Origin of the sequence: Rhodococcus sp. NPDC079359 (genome assembly GCF_040702585.1) — a bacterium.
In the GTDB taxonomy this organism is placed as follows: domain Bacteria; phylum Actinomycetota; class Actinomycetes; order Mycobacteriales; family Mycobacteriaceae; genus Rhodococcoides.
In genome coordinates this window covers 387,861-404,537 of record NZ_JBFBLH010000002.1, presented here as the reverse complement: position 1 = coordinate 404,537, position 16,677 = coordinate 387,861, and the positions used below count along the sequence as shown (strand labels likewise).

Sequence of the window (16,677 nt, the reverse complement as noted above, 5' to 3'; positions counted from 1 at the left end):
TACGGCCGAACTTACAGATCGCCAGCCCGCGGCGCATGCAAACGTCCCAGGAACGTTTGCAAGCGCGCTATGCGATGCCTGTCACCCCTGATCTTCAAAGTGATGGTTGACACATCGACGGCGAGCGGTTTAGCGTGATGCAAACGTTCCCGACAACGTTCCCATCAGATTCTCGAGAAGGACGACAACATGAATTCACTCGATCTCCGCGGACTCAGCCCAGCACCGATCACGCCGTTCACTCGCGATGGTGAGGTCGACTACGACGCCATCCAGCGCCTCGGGTCCTGGCTCGGCAGCGTCGACGGCGTCAAGAGTCTCGTCGTCCTCGGTCACGCGGGTGAAGGCACTTTCCTCACCCAGGCCGAGCAGGCCAAGGTGATCGGTGCCTTCCGCGATTCGGTCGACGGAAAGCTTCCGATCATCGCCGGCATCACCGGGGAAGGAACGGCCGTATCCGTCGAAGAAGCCAAGCGTGCGGTCGACGCCGGTGCATCGGCCGGACTGGTGTACCCGTCGCATGGTTGGCTCCGTTTCGGCTACCAGGACGGCGCACCGCAGGATCGGTACCGCGCACTGTACGAGGGATCGGGCTTACCGCTGATCCTGTTCCAGTACCCGGATGTCACCAAGGCGACGTACAACCTCGACACCCAGCTCGAAATCGCCGCTCAGGAGGGCGTTTTCGCAACCAAGAACGGCGTTCGCAACATGCGCCGTTGGGACCGCGAGATCCCGGTTCTGCGCAAGGAGAACCCGGACCTGCAGATCCTCAGCTGCCACGACGAATACCTGCTGCACACCATGTTCGACGTCGACGGCCTCCTCGTCGGCTACGGCGGCCTGGCTCCCGAACCCCTCGTCGAGCTCATCGCCGCAGGCAAGGCCAAGGACTACCCGGCCGCACGCGCCATCCACGACCGTCTGCTGCCCGTCACCGCCAACGTCTATCACCGCGGATCTCACATGGAGGGCACCGTCGCGCTCAAGGAAGGCCTGGTCCACCGCGGCATCCTCGAGCACGCCACCGTCCGCTCGCCACTGCTGCCACTCGCCGCAGGCGCTCACGAAGAGATCGCGGCGGCACTCGATTCCGCGAACCTCGGTTCGGTAGTACCCGCGCTGGTCTGAGTTCCTTCGCAGGGACAGACCGCGTCAGATCACTCGGTCGGCATCGGTGGCCCTCTTCGTCCGGCCATCGATGCCGCACACCGACCTTCGCTCGTACTTTTCGTATCCGCTCCCCACCGCGTCGAGCCGAGGGCACACTGCCTCTAGTAGCGAGTACGGAGCGTCACCAGAAAGGCTCGTCATGAGTCAACCCCGCACGACCCCGGTGGCACCAGCCGCGTCCACCATCACCGCAGATGGACCGCCTGCCATGTCGAGTCGATGGAAGACCGTCCTGAGCACGCTGGCCATGGCGGGTCCCGCCTTCATCGCCGGCGCCTGGCAATTCGGCCCCGGCAACCTGGCCAGTGCGGTCGAGGCCGGTAGCAAGTACGGCTACGCGTTGATCTGGGTCGTCGTGCTCTCGACGGTGTTCATGCTCGTGTACGCCGATATGAGCGTGCGTCTGGGAATACGGACGCCGACGTCGTTGATCAGTTCGGTCAAAGACATCCTCGGGCACCGATTCGGTGTCGCAGCCGGCTTCGGGGTCTTCATCATCACCCTGTGCTTCTCGGTCGGCAATGCCGTCGGATCCGGACTCGGGCTGTCGATGGTATTCGGCGGCTCGCCTCTGATCTGGACGATTGCCTGCACGGCATTCGTGGCGCTGATCCTGTTGTTTCGCAACGTCTATCGCATAGTCGAGCGAGTGCTGCTCGTCATCGTCGGACTCCTCGGTGCCGCCTTCATCATCAGCGCGGTCATCGCGAAGCCGGACTGGTACATGGCGCTCGACGGCGTGATGCCCAGCGCCCCTTCGGGAAGCTTGCTGCTCATCGTCGCGCTCGTCGGCACCAACTTCTCACTCAACGCAGCGTTCTTCACCTCGTACGGCATCCACGAACGGGGCCGGACCAGAGGCGAATACCGTCAAACCTCCATTGCCGACACGATCCCCGGCATCGTCGCCCCCGGCATCATGACAGCGCTCGTCATCGTCGTGGCCGCTGCGGTACTCGAGAGCCAGAATGCCGAAGCGACCAGCTTGGTCGGACTGGCGAAAATATTCGAACCCATTGCAGGACCGATCGGTTCGACCATCTTCGCCCTCGGACTGTCGGGAGCGGCCTTCTCCTCGATGGTGGCCAATGCCACCGCCGGAGGAACTATGCTCTCCGACGCGTTGGGCCGGGGAGCATCGCCCGGTACCCCTACGGCGAAGGTGACCTGCGCCGCGATCCTGGCATTCGGTTTGGCGATCACGATCATGTTCACCTCGTCGCCGATCCAACTGATCATCGTCGCCCAGGCTCTGACCGTGCTGGTGGCCCCATTCCTCGGCTTCTTGCTCTACGTCATGAGCAACAACCGCCAATTGATGGGAGACCTCCGAAACACGTGGTGGAAGAACGCACTCGGTGTCCTCGGATTCCTCTCCATCCTGTCGCTCTCCGGTGTGCTGGTCTACGAACTTATGACTCGCTAGAGCACGCGTCGCAATCGTCCCGGGCGGGAGTTCTCACGAACTCCTGCCCGGGACTTCTCTCTATCGCAACGCCACCGATCGCGGTGGGTAGGTCGTGACGAACTGTCCGGCTATCGAACCCACGAGCGCGATGCCGAAGCCGACGCACTGAACTCCGGTCATGCTCTGTCCCAGCACTATCCATCCGATGACTGCTGCAGTGAGCGGACTCAGCACGCCGAGGAGTGTGACATTGGCACTGGGAAGAGTGCGAGCACCGCGAAACCACAGTGAGTAGGCCAACGCGCCGCCCACCACTGCGAGCCAGGCATAGCCGATTGCAGCCTCGGCATCCAGTGCCCATGGCCCGTCGTCGACGATCGGAATCAGTGGCGAGATGACCATTCCGCCGATAATCAGTTGCCACGCAGTGGAATTGAGCGGGCTGTGTTGGGTGGCACACCCCAGCGCTTGGTGAGAGCGACGCCGGTTGCCATGCTGACGGCACCGACCACTGCGGCGGCGAGGCCGATGGCGTCGAGTCGGATAGTGCCGGACACCGCCGTCAGCGCAAGCCCGACGACGGCCAGCGCGGCCCATCCAACCTGGACGGGTCGCGTTCGCCCCCAACCGAAGACCACCGATATCGCCACGATCACAAGCGGCTGCGCGGACCCCACGACGGCGGCAATTCCACCGGGTAGCCGGTAGGCCGCCACGAACAGCATCGGAAAGAACAATCCGATGTTGAGTACACCGAGGGTCGCGATCTTGAGTCTCCATCCCCTTGCGGGGACGCCCGGAGCGATGAGCAGCAGAAGGAGCCCTGCGGGAACCGCGCGCAGCACGCTGGCGGTCGTCGGGCGGTCGGGAGGAAGGAGTTCGGTGGTCACCAGGTATGTCGTGCCCCAGAGGATGGGAGCGAGTGCGGCAGCGGCCGTCAATCCGAGAGTCGGGGGGGCGACGTCTGGTGCGCGGAGGCGTCGAGCATCGGTTGGGTGTGTCTGAATGCGAGGTGTACGCATCGGGAGCTCATCTCTGGGGCGCTGTCGGCAAACGTCTTAACGTTGAACTATCTAGCATTGAACGGTAAGACGGGCGTGGCACAATGTCAAACAATTGAGCGCTGAAGTGTTGAGGGGGTGGTTGGCTCGATGTCGAACGAGGCACTCGACGCAGTGGACCGGATCGTCCAGCAGTGGCGGGCCGAGCGGCCCGATGTGGATGTCGGCCCCATGGAGGTCATCGGCCGCATCAGCCGTGCGGCGTCCGTCCTGGACAGACGCACGCAGGCTGTACTGGCCGAATTCGGTTTGCAACCAGGCGAATTCGATCTCATCGCAACGCTCCGGCGCGCCGGGTCTCCGCATCGTCTCACCGTCGGGCAGTTGCTGGACAGCGCGATGGTGACGTCAGGTGCCGTTACGCATCGTTTGAATCGGTTGACCGACAAGGGATTGGTCGAACGCGAGATCGATCCCACCAATCGTCGGGTGGTCATAGTGCAATTGACGCCGGCTGGGATCGCGGCAGTGGATGCCGCGCTACCCGCTCACGTGGCCAACGAGGAAGCTCTGCTCGGATCGTTGAATCCGGATGAGCGACGCCAACTTGCAGGTCTGTTGAAACGACTTCTTCTCGATCTCGGATAGCTGCGCCACTGACACCGTCTCTTCCGCATCCAGGCGGACTGTGGTACTTGTTGTTCCATGAACTCATTCGACACGTCGAAAGGCGCATGAGCGCCCGTAGTCACAGCATCGTCGGTCTCGAAACGCCGAGGTGCAGAACATGAAGCTTGCCGAGGCCCTCGCTGAACGAGGGGAACTGATCAAGCGCACCGAACATCTGAAGGTTCGGATTCTGGCGAACGCCCGCCATCAGGACGGTGAATCACCGGCCGAAGATGCGTCGATTCTGTTGTCGGAGTACACAACTGTGCTCGACCGTCTCGAGGTCCTCATTCGCAGGATCAACCGGACGAACAGCGCCGCGACGATGCGGGACGGAACCGTCACCGACGCACTCGCGTCCCGTGACGTGCTGCGGATGCGTCACAAGGCGATCTCAGCAGCCGCGGACGCCGCGTCGGGACGTGAACAGGAGCGTCGATACGGTCCGCGACAGCTGCGGTCGGAGTTGGTGTATGTCGCAGCCCTCCCGGTTGCCGAATTACGCTCTACTGCAGACGATATCGCCAGACAGATCCGGCTGGTGGATCTGGAGATCCAACGCATCAACTGGGAATTCGACCTGATCGAGTAGTGAATCGGTTGCCGGGTAGTAGGTAGTTTTCGTTCGAGGCGAGCACGTGCCGCGGCCGGCGGTTTTCCGGTCCTTCTCCCGCGTGGTGAGCAGCGTCCCGGGTAATCACCCGTTCACAGTGCAGCTCAGTACAATTCACGGAGTACGGCGCACACCGCACAGTGCACTACCGTGTGCTGATCGAACGAGAACGAGGGTGGGTAAGGGGCCACCCGGCATTGTGGTCTCGACGGCTTTCGGAGGTTAGCCTGAACAGCATGAACGTACCGCCGATACGCCTCGAACGGCCTGCTCTGATCGTCGTCGACGTGCAGGCTGGATTCGACGATTCCGAATTCTGGGGCCCGCGGGACAACCCGTTGTGCGAAACCAATATTGCTGCGCTTCTACGGGTGTGGAGGTCGAAGGCATGGCCGATCGTGTTCGTTCGACACGACTCCGACAACCCTGTGTCGCCATTGTCTCCGACCGGTGCGGGGCATGCGTTCAAAGACGTCATCGAGGGAACTCCGGATTTGCTGATCAGCAAACGGGTCAATTCGAGCTTCTACGGCACTCCGGACCTCGATGCCTGGCTGCGCGCAGAGAACATCGACCAGGTGGTGATCTGCGGGATCACCACCAATCACTGTTGCGAGACCACCGCGCGCATGGCGGGCAACCTCGGATACGACACCTACTTCGCCATAGACGCCACTCACACCTTCGATCGCCTCGCACTCGACGGAACCACGGTGCCCGCGGCGACTTTGTCGGCAATGACTGCGACAAACCTGCACGGGGAATTTGCGACTGTCGTGGTGACAGAGGATTTGCTTTCGACCTCGTAGCCGAGCCGTTTGATACCGTTCGGTATGGCGAATCGGCGGACGACTGCGGGTCTGGCAGGACCCATCGTGTTGCTGTATCTGGGTTACTTCGCGTCGGTCCCGATACTCGAGGCATTCGTTCGCGGCCTGTTCGAGCCGCAGTTGAACTGGGCCGAGATCGGTTGGGGTGAAACGACTGTATTTGCATTCATGGTCGTTGCAGGACTGATTGCGTGCGTCACGGCGATACGGATTCTTGTCGACTCGCCGCGCTTTCCCGGCATCGTGGCGACCTCGGGTTCGTCTATCGGTCGAAAGATCGATTCGGTGGCTGTCACGCTGATCGGGTTCGCAGTCGTCGTGTTTTCGCTGATGGGCGAGGGCCTGGCACTCGGCTTCTTCGCCCCCATCGTGACCGGATGGTTGTGCGTCAACACAATTCGCAACTACAGATCGCTGGCCAAGTCGCGTCGAGCTGCAACGGCGCAGTGAACACCGTACTTGCGCTGCTACTGATGGTCGGAGTTTGCGCGTTCGCGTACGGCGCTTCAGTCGGCTTTCGAGGAAAGGCGCTCTACGTCGATTACTACGGCCGCGACGTGCCGGACCGAGTGAAGACCACGCCGCACCTGCGTGCACGGGCGAATAGGATATTCGTGGTCTGCGGCGTCGCTGCCGCTACTTTGCTGCTTGCTCCACTTGTTTGGATCTTCACCGACTTTCAACGCGACAGAACAACGTGGGAGTTGGCCGGGCTGGCCGCCTATGTCTTCATCGTCGTAATCGTCGGCAGCTACCCGTTCGCAAAAATCAAGAGTCTGTGATCATTCGGCCTTCGCTCAGGTTGGTTCAGGACCTATCAGTGACTCGACTGTCTCGCTCTCGGAAATCGATCAAGACCACGTGGAAGGCCGGCGACGGGTCCGGACAGAGCACTGTGGATGGAGGCAAGCGTTCGGGTCCAGGACGGTCGGACGACGATCTGGACGCGCTCGTCGAGTTTGGGGCCGAAACGGTTCAGCTGAGTCAAGCGGGCACTGTCAGAACCGGCCGACCGCAGTGTCGAGCAAGATTGTCGGCTGCGGACTCGCCGCCCAATCTGCGTAGCACCGAGACAAACCCGCCGCCGGACGCACCCAGGACGATCATCTGCGCGTTGTACTTCCGTCCGAAAGACTCCAGTGCGCCGCCGGGTGTTCCGTAGACCGCATCGTAGGTCCATGGGACGTCCTCTCGGTCGAGTGCTGCGACAGCGCGCTCACGTTCGCGGCCCGCCTGAGCCTCGGTGTCCTCCTCGTAGCTGTCCGAGTCCGGGTCGACGGGTGTGTCGGCGAGGTCGATCACGTGCACGACGTGGACAGATCCTCCGATCTCCGATGCGAACTGCAGCGACCACGTCAGTGCGTGATGTGAGATGTCGCCGCCGTCGTAACCGACGACCAGCGGGCACTTGTGGGTATGGGGACCACCGTCCGGTCCGTCGATGTGCTCTACCGCGCTGCGTCGGTGGTGGTCTGAACTTGACATCATTGCCTCCTCGAATCGTGCACTGCAGAACGAACATGCGCCCTCATCAGATGTACGCCGTCGCGATCATCGCGACACCGACGACCGCAGTGGTGGCGAACGCCGTGCCGATGGCGTTGGACGCGGCGAGCCCGTAGCGGCGGCGTTCGAGCAGGCGGATGGTCTCCACACTTGCGGTGCTGAAAGTGGTGAAACCACCGCAGAACCCGACACCGATAGTTGCCTGCACCTGCTCAGGTGCAGACCGAAACATCACCAACCCCGCCACGACGCCGAGTACGGCCGATCCGGTGACATTGATCAGCACTGTGGCGTAGGGGAATTCGGTCTTCAGTCGCGTGCGGATGACGCCGTCGAGCACGAATCTGCTCACTGCCCCGGCACTTCCGGCGAGAACGACCCACAGTGCGATCATCGCTTGTCCTCCGTGTGGGCACCGAACCGTTGCGCGAGAACTATGCCTGCCCCGGCTGCGAACGTACCGACGACCACACTGATGGTCATGTACAACGCGGCCCCCAACACCCGATGATCTTGCAGCAGTTCCACGGTCTCGAGAGCAAAGGAGCTGTAGGTGGTGTACGAGCCGAGTACCCCGGTGCCGATACACAATCGGATTCGGCGTCGCCAGCCGTCGTCAGGGCCGGAGTGCGCAAGACGCTCCAACAGCATCCCGAGGACGAAAGCTCCGGTGAGGTTGATGATGAGAGTGCTGAAAGGGAACGGACCCGGATTGGGCGGATACGCGGTCTCGGCCGCGTATCGAACACCGGTACCTACCAGGCCGCCGAGGGCTACGGCCGCAATAGCGGCTGGTTGGGCATGCACTGGGCGGGAAGGGGCCGGGCTGTCGGGGTCGACCGGCAGGGACCCATCGGCGGTAGCGCCGTGCGTCTCGTAAAAATTGTTCATCAACCTGCTCCCTATCTGCGGACATACGAGTGCCGAGACAGGGACTGTTGTCGGTCCGAAGACCGAGGTTCGGTTACGGCGAGCCCCACCGCCGCTGCGCGCACCGGCGCATGATCATGATGGCACACCGTGGTGCGGCTCCGCCGCAGTGGCGTGCTTAGGTGCCCTGGGCGGCACTTTTTCGCGCCACTGCCGAAGGCACTGGGCCGTCGTAGCGGGCGATCGGGCGAATGATCTTGCTGTCATGTGACTGCTCGACGATGTTGGCACACCAGCCGACCATCCGACTGCAGGCGAAGGTGGGCGTGAACATCGACCGAGGAATTCCGCAGAGCTCCATCACGACGCCGGCGTAGTACTCCACATTGGCGTACAGCTTGCGGTCCGGCTTCAGATCGGCGAGCGCAGCGGTGATGACCTTCTCGACCTGCACCGCCTTGTCGATGAGCTCCCCGCCCAACTCCTGCGCCGTCTCGCGCAGCATCACCGATCGGGGATCGTCGGTGCGGTACACCGGATGCCCGAAGCCCATGATGCGTTCGCCTGCAGAGATTTTCGCTCGCGCCCACGCGTCTGCAGAATCGACGTCGGCAATCTCGTCCAGCCCGTCGAGAGCACGATCCGGGGCACCTCCGTGCAACGGACCGGCGAAGGCACCGATGGCTGCACACACTGCGGATGCGATGTCCGAACCTGTCGACGCGACGACTCGCGCAGTGAAGGTCGACGCGTTGAACCCGTGATCGATCGTGGCGGTGAGGTATCGGTCGACCGCTCGGGCGTGGGCGGCGTCGGGCACCTGCCCGGTGATCATGAACAACCAGTTCTGCGCGGTGGTCAGATCCTCGCGCGGTTCCACGGGCTGTTTGCCGGCCCGAATCCTTTGTACGGCAGCCAGAATGGTCGGCGTCATTGCGCACAGACGTAGCGCGGTCGCACGCTTGTCCGATTCCGACGACTCGTAGAGGGGAACTGCGCCTGCCAACCCCGACAACACCGTCCGCAACGCAAAGAGGGGTTGCTCGGGACCCGATTGCGCCACCGTCCTCACCGCAGCTGCGACGGCCTCCGGCAAGAATCGAAGCGGTGCCACCGTACGCAAGAATTCGGCGCGCTCGGAATCGTCCGGCAATCGTTCTTCGACCATCAGGAACCACGCGTCCTCGAAAGTCAGGTGTAGCGCGATGTCGATCGCCGAGTACTGGCGGTAGTGATAGAAACCTTCGTCGCCGCGAACATCTCCGATCGATGTGGTGGTGACAACGACGTTGTGGAGCCCCCGTGGGGCATCGAGAACGGTCATGGCTGCACTCCTTTGCGCTGGTCAACCCCTACCATCCGCGCTAACGTTGATTATTGTCAATGTTGATCGAATCAATGTGAAAGGCGGACATGACGCACGCTGACGGTCGGAACATGCTCACCACCGCCCAGGCTGCCGCACGGCTGGGGGTCAAGCCGGAAACGGTGTACGCGTACGTCAGCCGCGGTCTGCTGACCAGTACTCGACTGACCGGCGTACGGGGGAGTGTGTTCGACGTCGACGAGGTGGAATCTCTCGCCGGACGGGACACTGCGCGGCGCACCGATATCGGTGCGGTGGAACGAATTCGGACTCGGATCACGCTGATCGACGACGGGCATCTGTACTACCGGGGGCGCGATTCGGTGGAGCTCAGCTCGCGTGCGTTCGAGTCGGTTGCACACTTCGTCTGGACGGGTGAATTGCTGGACGAAGTCCACTTCCACGCGGACTCCGTTGTGGTGCAACGATGTAGAGAAGCGACAACGCTGGTGTCACCGGATTGCCGGTCCATCGATCGGATCCGTATCGCCGTCGACATCGCGTCCACCTACCGACCGATGCGATTCGACACCGGGTCCACATCCGTTGTCCGCGAGGCAGGGCAGCTGCTGGCGACGGTCGCAGCAGCACTCGGTGGTGGTTCCTCGGAGCTTTCGGTTGTCGAATCGGTCTGGGCGGCAATCAAGTCCGACCCATCGGATCCGAACGGTCTGGCGGTGCTGCAGGCCGCGCTCGTCCTGATGGCAGACCACGGTCTTGCTGCGTCGACGCTCGGAGTTCGGGTGGCAGCGAGCACCCGAGCCAATCTGTATTCGGCAGTCTCGGCGGGTCTGGGATGCATCGACGGCCCGCTGCACGGCTCCGCCGCCGATCCCGTGTATCGGTTCCTGACAACCGCGATCGACGATCCGATAGGCGCTCTTGCAACGCAATTGAGATCCGGGGAGCGGGTGCCTGGCTTCGGGCACGTCATCTACACCGACCGAGACCCGCGTGCCGAGGAGCTACTGCGACTGCTTCGGGACCCGGCTCACGGTGCGGACCCCGTAGTGATCGCTGCAGCGGACACGATTATCGAGGAGGTGAATAGCAGATTCGATACCTTTCCGAACTCGGATTTCGCTCTCGCCACGTTCACCCTCGCCTACGGGCTCGAGGACGACACACCGGAGATGCTGTTCGCACTCGCCCGCATTGTCGGGTGGACGGCACACGCCCTCGAAGAATACGACGAAGCGCCCCTTCGCTTTCGGGTTCCCGGCATCTACACGGGGACTCGACCGGGAACCTACTGAGGCGTCGGGCAATCCAGTAATGCGAACGCAGCAAGCAGTTGGCGACGCGCGGCAGCGATCTCGGCTGTGTTGTCGGCCAGGTGATGCAGCAGAGCGCGCTGAAAGATGCCGTCGAGGAGGATGTAGGCCGAGGCTTTGTCGAGTGCGGGAGTGGAGCCGCGAAGTTCGCAGTAACGAGCGACCACGCGCCAGATCATGTCCTCACGACGCGCCTCGATCTCGAGCACGTCGGTGCGGAAGGACCCGTCGAACAGGGCTTGATTACGCAGGTCGTACCAGAGTCGATGGATGCCGGCGTCCTCGGCCAGAGTGGCGAAGTACTTCTCCTCGAAGTCCGCGTACAAGCCGGTGGCGTCGACGGCGTTGGCCACCACCTCGTCGTAGCGAGTGACACACATGGCCTCGTACTGGCGAACGGCGTGCGTGATGAGGTCGAGTTTGTCGGTGAAGTAGTAGTGCAGTACGCCGTGTGAGTACTCGGAATTCTGCGCGATCTCCCGCAGTGACGTGCGCGCGTAACCCAATTCGGCCAGCGTGTGCAGCGTCGCCTCGGCCAGCTCGGTGCGCTTGGCCTCGAACTTGTTGCGGGCTCGCTCTTCGATACGCGCGCGCGGATCAGCGGTCTGGGTCATGTGCCGGGTCCTTTCCGCGCGTGGTCGTCAACTCAGTGTATGCCCGACGGCCGATCAGGGAACGTCGGTGTCGGCCAGATGTTGGTCAGTTGTCAAGAAAAAGCTTGACGTCTGTACAAATTCTATCCTATTGTGATGCGCAGCACACGTCAGAAGGGCGGATGTTCCCCACGTCCCCTCCGGTGCTCGCAGTCTCAATCCATCTCGGTCCGCCGTGCGGACGGGCCGATCACGAGAGGACCTTCCATGCCAACCGACAAGCGCGTCGTCGTCTACGGTGCGTCGGGATACACCGGCCGACTGATCTGTGAATACCTGCGCGAGTACAACATTCCGTTCCTGGCCGCCGGACGCGACGAGGGCCGAGTCAAGGGCATCATCGACGTGGTTCCCGGCATCGAGACCGTCGAGCACGACGTTGTCGAGGTGGAACACAACGCGGCGGCCCTCGCCGAGGCATTCCGGGGTGCCGAGATCGTCCTCAACACGGTAGGACCGTTCTCGCGATACGGCCACGAAGTTGCGCAGGCGTGCATCGAGATCGGCGCGCACTACACCGACACCACGGGTGAGCAGGACTGGATGATCGACGCCGAGGCAAAGTACGGCGCGGAATTCGCTGCCCGAAACCTCGTGCTCACAACAGGTTTGGCACAGATGTACAGCATCGGCGAGATCGCTGCGAACATCTGCCTCGAGACGCCGGGGCTGGACACACTCGACATCGAGGTCTTCTGGAAAGGACACCCGACGGTCGCGTCGACGAACACGATCCTTACCAATGCCGCGTTCTCCAAGGCCTACTATCTGGAGCAGAACGAGTACGTCGAATGGCCGGACGACGGCGTCATGCAGGTCGTCGTGCCCGGCCAACACGATCTGGGCCTGGCTCTTCCCTGGGGTGGCACGTCCCATCCGGTGTGGTTCAAGAACGATCCTCGCGTCGCGAACGCACGTGCCCTGGGCGGGGTGATCAACAAGCCGCTGATGCTGGCAGTGCCCCAGATCATCTCTGCCGCAATGGCCCAGATGGAAGGCAAGTCCGACGCCGAGAAGTACCAGATCATCGACACGGTGTCGTCGTCGGTGCGCAGCGAGACACCCCCGCGTGAGAACCCACGCATCAACACCTCACTCGACTCGGTCTATGCGTCGGGACCACTCGGTCGCGTGCACACCGTGATCCACGGCAACTGCAACTACAAGCAGACCGCGCTGCTCAACGCCTACGCAGCGGCGCATCTGCTGCAGGGACCGCCGAAGAAGGTGGGATTCGCCTCGAGTTGCCAGGCATTCGGGCATCGAGAACTGCTCGGCGTGCTTCGCGCGTTCGGGCTGGTGCTCGAGCCCATCGTCACTGCACACAGCTGAGGACAGGGCCGATGCGGCTGTCCGATTACCTCGACAAGGGTGTGTCACTGGGCCGAGACGCACCGTGTCTCACCATCGGTGACACCACCCGAAACTACGGCCAGGTGTACGACGACACGGTGGCCATCGCCGCTGCGTTGCAGCACAACGGAATCGAGGCAGGCGACCGAGTCGCTGTGCTCTCCGCCAACGACCCGCTCGCGCTGACATGCGTGTTCGCGATCTCGCGCGCGGGGGCGGTGTGGTGCCCCATCAATCCACGCAACGAAGCCGACGAGAATCGGCAACTCTTCGAGCTGTTCGGCTGCCGATTCCTGTTCTTCCAGAAAGCCTTCGCCGATCTCGTCGGACGCATTCGCGATCAGCTGCCTCGACTGGAATGGCTCGTCTGTCTGGACGGTGACGTATCGGGAGCACTCTCGTACGACAGCTGGCTCGTCGAACACGGTTCGGAATCGGTCGAAGAGCGACGACCGGCGGACGGCTTGTGCATGATCGCCGGCACCGGCGGTACGACCGGAAAGCCCAAGGGGGTGAGGCTGACCGAGGAGAACATGATGACGGCGACGGCGACGGCACTCATGAGCTATCCCTTCGGGGATCGGCCTCGGTACCTGGCTCTCGCGCCGCTGACCCACTCCGCGGGCGTGCTGACGTTCCCCATCCTCAGTCTCGGCGGACACGTTGTCGTCATGGCTGCTCCGGACGTCGGAAAGTTTCTGTCCCTCATAGAGAAACACGGGATCACCCACGCGTTTCTGCCGCCGACGGTGATCTACGGCGTGCTCGATCATCCGGATCTCGACGTCACGGATCTGACGTCGCTACGATGCCTCTGGTACGGGGCCGCTCCGATGTCGCCGACTCGGCTGGAAGAGGCACTGACCCGAGTAGGACCGGTTCTCGGGCAGCTCTTCGGGCAGACCGAGGCACCGAACATGATCGCAACGCTCGCTCCGGCCGATCACTTCCGCAGCGACGGTTCGATCGCCACCGAACGACTGAGCTCGGCGGGCAAGCCGACCCCTCTGACAGCGGTGGCGATCATGAACGACGACGGCGCATTGGTCGATCGTGGTGAGCGGGGAGAGATCGTTGTCCGCGGGCCCCTGGTGATGCAGGGCTATCACGAGAATCCCCACGCCACAGCCGAAGTGGGGGCGTACGGGTGGCACCACACCGGTGACATCGGGTATCTCGACGACGACGGCTATCTGTACGTCGTCGACCGCGCCAAGGACATGATCATCACGGGCGGGTTCAACGTCTACTCGGCCGAGGTCGAACAAGCTCTGCTGTCGCATCCGTCGGTGAAGGAATGCGCCGTCGTCGGGCTGCCCGACGACAAGTGGGGCGAACGCGTCACCGCGGCAGTTCTGCTGCGACCCGGCCGGGATGCGTCCGACCAGGATCTGATCTCGCACGTGAAGGCGCGAATCGGAAGCATGAAGGCACCCAAACAGATTCAGATCTGGACCGACCTTCCCCGCTCGAAGGTGGGAAAGATCCTCAAGACCGAAGTACGCAGCATCATGTCTCACTCATCATCGAAGGGAAGCACACCATGACCGAGTTCGAGGGCAAGCGAGTATTCGTCACCGGATCCGGAGCCGGCATCGGAAAAGCCATCTCCCAGATGTTCATCGAGCGTGGCGCTCGTGTTGTGGTCAGCGACATCGACGAAGGCGCAGCAGCGAAGGCAGCCGAGGAGATCGGTGCCGCCGGGATCGCCAACTGCGATGTGTCCGAGGAGAGTCAGGTGCAGAGTGCGGTGGCGCAGGCCGTCGAGATTCTCGGTGGTCTCGACATCGTCGTCAACAACGCGGGAATCGAAGTGTCGTCGCCGCTGCTCCAACAGTCGACGGAGAGCTTCGACAAGATCTACTCCGTCAACGTCAAGGGCACGTTCCTGGTGATGAAAGCCGCGATCGGTGCACTGGTCGAGTCGAAGGGGAACATCGTCAACATCGCATCGCTCGCCGGTGTGGGCGGCACCGCGCTGCTCGGATCCTATTGCGCTACAAAGGCTGCAGTCATCCAGCTCACCCGCGTCGCCGCCATCGAGATGCGAGCATCGGGAGTGCGGGTGAATGCGGTGTGCCCCGGATTTGCCGACACCGCAATGGTCGACCGATTGGTCCCGGACTTCGAAGCCGCGACCCAGATCCCGTTCGGTGACCTCGTCAAGGCCAAGCAGGGACGGCTGGGGACACCCGAGGACATCGCGGAAGTGACGTTGTTCCTCGCCTCCGACCGGGCGTCGTGGATCACCGGAAGCCACTACATTTTGGACGGAGGACTGTCGGCGTCGCTCGTGTAGCTCGGAGGGCTCTCCGTCGTCATCCCAGGGCGACGGGGAGCAGGCCTCGGGGTGTCTCGGATGCGATGTCGGTCAGCGCTTCCTGCAGGTCTGGGTATCGGAACTCGAAGCCACTGCCGTTCAATACTTGTGGATCCACCCAACGGCTCTTCAAGGCCAACTCTGCCTCCGTGCGAATCACCCGTGCCCCGAACTGAAGCAGCCATGCCGGTGTCGGCAACCCGCGGCGTCGCCCCAGGGTGTTCCTCACCTTCTGCATCAGCTCCTCGTTGGTCACCGGGAACGGCGTGGCGACGTTGACGGGGCCGGAGATGCCTGTGTTGTCGTAGAGGTGATCGAGGATGCGTCCGACATCGGCGACGTGCACCCAACTGAACACCTGGCCGCCGTCGCCCATCGTGCCGCCGAGTCCGACTCGGGTCAGGTCGATGATCGGGTTGATCGCCCCGCCGCCTGCACCCAGCACGATCGACATACGCAGCGCCACTTTGCGAATGGCCACATCGGCGTCGAACAGCTCACGCTCCCAGGCGCGGGCAACCTCGACGGAGAATCCAGACCCGATGTCGCCGGATCGTTCGTCCATCGGCCTGTCGCGCGAATCGCGATAGATGGTGCCCGTACTGGCGTTGACCCACAATTCGGGTGGGTTCTGGACCTGACCCAAGGCACGCCCGAGTTGGGCCGTCGTCTGGATGCGCGATGACATGATCTCGTCCGCGTTCGCCTTGTTGTAGCGACAGCTCACCGAGCGGCCTGCGAGGTTGACGACCAGATCGGAACCGTCGAGCACATCGACGAGGCCGCGATGGTCGGACCACGTTGCATCACTGGATGTTCCGCGCCCGACGGTCCTGACGCGAATGCCGCGATCTTCGTAGGAGCGACGCAGATACCGGCCGATGTAGCCAGAGGCGCCGCAGACGACGACAGTCGATGGTGAATCAGTCACTGGTCCAACCCTTCTGGAGAGGTCATTCGTTTCAACAGGCCGGCCACGTCGGTGACCAACCCCCGCGCCACCGGGAGACGAGCGAGGCGTACGGCTTTGGCCACCACCGGTACGAGCCCGTCGACCAGGGTGCGGGTACGTGCCTGGTTGTCCGAGGAGTCGGTGACCCAATGGAGGGTGACACCCATGTAGATCATCCAGAGCAGCTGCGGAAGAACGTCTTTCAGGGAACCTGGAACCTTCTGTTTCGACGTCTCCAAGGTGGTTCGCATGAGGTCGATGGCCATGGACCTGGCGTCGGATGATTCTTCCGAGAACGGACTGGAACTCGACCGGGTGGGCAACGCCAACTGCAGGAAGGATCCACCGAATGCGTGATACGGCTCCATCACGTCCAGACCGGAATGCAAGACGGCAGCAAGGTTTTCGGACAGTGATCCGCCGTCGACGAGAACGGCGAGTGCGCGCTCGCGATGATCGCGCTGGATCACCATGTACAACTCGTTGACCAGCTCGTCCTTACCGGCGAAGTAGTAGTACGCATTTCCCAGAGAGACACCCGCTTCATCGGCGATACGACGCATCGTCGTGGCCTGAAACCCCTCCTCGCGAAACAGTCGAAGTGCTACCTCGACCACCTTGTCTCGAGTCTCGGACGTGCGAGCCATCGATTGACCTCAATTCTGAACGTGTTCAAAATTGACGATAGA

The 16,677-nt window shown here is 62.6% G+C and carries 20 protein-coding genes; 11 read left to right on the top strand and 9 right to left on the bottom strand.

What is annotated here, in order from left to right; all coding sequences use genetic code 11:
* The first annotated feature begins 189 nt into the window (after nt 1-189).
* Entirely contained in the window at nt 190-1,131 is a 942-nt protein-coding gene (locus AB0362_RS06615) for a dihydrodipicolinate synthase family protein (RefSeq protein WP_068055215.1), read from the top strand.
* Between the two features lie 250 nt (nt 1,132-1,381).
* The gene (locus AB0362_RS06610; RefSeq protein WP_366235431.1) at nt 1,382-2,599 is read left to right on the top strand and encodes an Nramp family divalent metal transporter; all 1,218 of its coding nucleotides are present in this window, start codon (nt 1,382-1,384) and stop codon (nt 2,597-2,599) included.
* Nucleotides 2,600-2,659: 60 nt separating this feature from the next.
* Here AB0362_RS06610 and AB0362_RS06605 read toward each other — a convergent pair whose 3' ends face one another.
* Both AB0362_RS06605 and AB0362_RS06600 read right to left on the bottom strand, forming a co-directional pair.
* Complete coding sequence (locus AB0362_RS06605; RefSeq protein WP_366235218.1) at nt 2,660-2,983, bottom strand: EamA family transporter; 324 nt, start codon at nt 2,981-2,983, stop codon at nt 2,660-2,662.
* A gap of 11 nt (nt 2,984-2,994) precedes the next feature.
* A complete protein-coding gene (locus AB0362_RS06600; protein WP_366235217.1) occupies nt 2,995-3,603 on the bottom strand; it encodes an EamA family transporter in 609 nt (202 codons plus the stop codon).
* Between the two features lie 129 nt (nt 3,604-3,732).
* Here AB0362_RS06600 and AB0362_RS06595 point away from each other — a divergent pair, with 129 nt between their 5' ends.
* The 5 genes from AB0362_RS06595 to AB0362_RS06575 all read left to right on the top strand — a co-directional run bounded on the left by AB0362_RS06595 (nt 3,733) and on the right by AB0362_RS06575 (nt 6,476).
* Complete coding sequence (locus tag AB0362_RS06595) at nt 3,733-4,230, top strand: MarR family transcriptional regulator (protein WP_366235216.1); 498 nt, start codon at nt 3,733-3,735, stop codon at nt 4,228-4,230.
* Nucleotides 4,231-4,369: 139 nt separating this feature from the next.
* Nucleotides 4,370-4,843 (top strand): DIP1984 family protein, encoded by a 474-nt coding sequence (locus AB0362_RS06590; RefSeq protein WP_149407457.1) that lies wholly within the window; start codon nt 4,370-4,372, stop codon nt 4,841-4,843.
* A 257-nt stretch (nt 4,844-5,100) separates the two neighbouring features.
* Nucleotides 5,101-5,673, top strand: a complete 573-nt coding sequence (locus AB0362_RS06585) for a cysteine hydrolase family protein (RefSeq protein WP_366235215.1) — start codon at nt 5,101-5,103, stop codon at nt 5,671-5,673.
* A gap of 24 nt (nt 5,674-5,697) precedes the next feature.
* A complete protein-coding gene (locus AB0362_RS06580; RefSeq protein ID WP_366235214.1) occupies nt 5,698-6,144 on the top strand; it encodes a hypothetical protein in 447 nt (148 codons plus the stop codon).
* Nucleotides 6,141-6,476 (top strand): hypothetical protein, encoded by a 336-nt coding sequence (locus AB0362_RS06575; protein ID WP_300520905.1) that lies wholly within the window; start codon nt 6,141-6,143, stop codon nt 6,474-6,476. The genes AB0362_RS06580 and AB0362_RS06575 overlap by 4 nt, the downstream gene beginning before the upstream one ends.
* A gap of 202 nt (nt 6,477-6,678) precedes the next feature.
* Here AB0362_RS06575 and AB0362_RS06570 read toward each other — a convergent pair whose 3' ends face one another.
* The 4 genes from AB0362_RS06570 to AB0362_RS06555 all read right to left on the bottom strand — a co-directional run bounded on the left by AB0362_RS06570 (nt 6,679) and on the right by AB0362_RS06555 (nt 9,394).
* On the bottom strand, nt 6,679-7,179 hold the full coding sequence (locus tag AB0362_RS06570) for a universal stress protein (RefSeq protein WP_300520906.1): 501 nt from the start codon (nt 7,177-7,179) through the stop codon (nt 6,679-6,681).
* Nucleotides 7,180-7,225: 46 nt separating this feature from the next.
* Nucleotides 7,226-7,594, bottom strand: coding sequence for a fluoride efflux transporter CrcB (gene crcB / locus AB0362_RS06565; protein WP_366235213.1), 369 nt, complete (start codon nt 7,592-7,594; stop codon nt 7,226-7,228).
* Nucleotides 7,591-8,091, bottom strand: a complete 501-nt coding sequence (gene crcB, locus AB0362_RS06560; protein ID WP_366235212.1) for a fluoride efflux transporter CrcB — start codon at nt 8,089-8,091, stop codon at nt 7,591-7,593. The genes crcB (AB0362_RS06565) and crcB (AB0362_RS06560) overlap by 4 nt, the downstream gene beginning before the upstream one ends.
* A gap of 157 nt (nt 8,092-8,248) precedes the next feature.
* The gene (locus AB0362_RS06555) at nt 8,249-9,394 is read right to left on the bottom strand and encodes a citrate/2-methylcitrate synthase (RefSeq protein ID WP_366235211.1); all 1,146 of its coding nucleotides are present in this window, start codon (nt 9,392-9,394) and stop codon (nt 8,249-8,251) included.
* Between the two features lie 89 nt (nt 9,395-9,483).
* Between AB0362_RS06555 and AB0362_RS06550 the strand changes: the two genes are divergently transcribed.
* Nucleotides 9,484-10,692, top strand: coding sequence for a citrate synthase (locus AB0362_RS06550; RefSeq protein WP_366235210.1), 1,209 nt, complete (start codon nt 9,484-9,486; stop codon nt 10,690-10,692).
* On the opposite strand, the gene AB0362_RS06545 is transcribed toward AB0362_RS06550, so the two are convergent.
* Nucleotides 10,686-11,324 carry a TetR/AcrR family transcriptional regulator gene (locus AB0362_RS06545; protein ID WP_366235209.1) on the bottom strand — a complete coding sequence of 213 codons (639 nt, stop codon included), beginning with the start codon at nt 11,322-11,324 and terminating at the stop codon, nt 10,686-10,688. The genes AB0362_RS06550 and AB0362_RS06545 overlap by 7 nt on opposite strands.
* Nucleotides 11,325-11,570: 246 nt before the next feature.
* Between AB0362_RS06545 and AB0362_RS06540 the strand changes: the two genes are divergently transcribed.
* The 3 genes from AB0362_RS06540 to AB0362_RS06530 are packed head-to-tail and all read left to right on the top strand — an operon-like array spanning nt 11,571 to nt 15,015.
* Complete coding sequence (locus AB0362_RS06540) at nt 11,571-12,695, top strand: DUF5938 domain-containing protein (RefSeq protein WP_317547823.1); 1,125 nt, start codon at nt 11,571-11,573, stop codon at nt 12,693-12,695.
* 11 nt (nt 12,696-12,706) lie between these two features.
* Nucleotides 12,707-14,263 carry a long-chain fatty acid--CoA ligase gene (locus AB0362_RS06535; RefSeq protein WP_366235208.1) on the top strand — a complete coding sequence of 519 codons (1,557 nt, stop codon included), beginning with the start codon at nt 12,707-12,709 and terminating at the stop codon, nt 14,261-14,263.
* Nucleotides 14,260-15,015 carry an SDR family NAD(P)-dependent oxidoreductase gene (locus AB0362_RS06530; protein WP_094634638.1) on the top strand — a complete coding sequence of 252 codons (756 nt, stop codon included), beginning with the start codon at nt 14,260-14,262 and terminating at the stop codon, nt 15,013-15,015. Before AB0362_RS06535 ends, AB0362_RS06530 begins: the two co-directional genes overlap by 4 nt.
* Before the next feature lie 19 nt (nt 15,016-15,034).
* Here the strand turns inward: AB0362_RS06530 and AB0362_RS06525 are convergent, their stop codons facing one another.
* Nucleotides 15,035-15,967, bottom strand: a complete 933-nt coding sequence (locus AB0362_RS06525; protein ID WP_366235207.1) for a TIGR01777 family oxidoreductase — start codon at nt 15,965-15,967, stop codon at nt 15,035-15,037.
* The gene (locus AB0362_RS06520) at nt 15,964-16,635 is read right to left on the bottom strand and encodes a TetR family transcriptional regulator (protein ID WP_366235206.1); all 672 of its coding nucleotides are present in this window, start codon (nt 16,633-16,635) and stop codon (nt 15,964-15,966) included. The genes AB0362_RS06525 and AB0362_RS06520 overlap by 4 nt, the downstream gene beginning before the upstream one ends.
* Nucleotides 16,636-16,677: the final 42 nt, after the last annotated feature.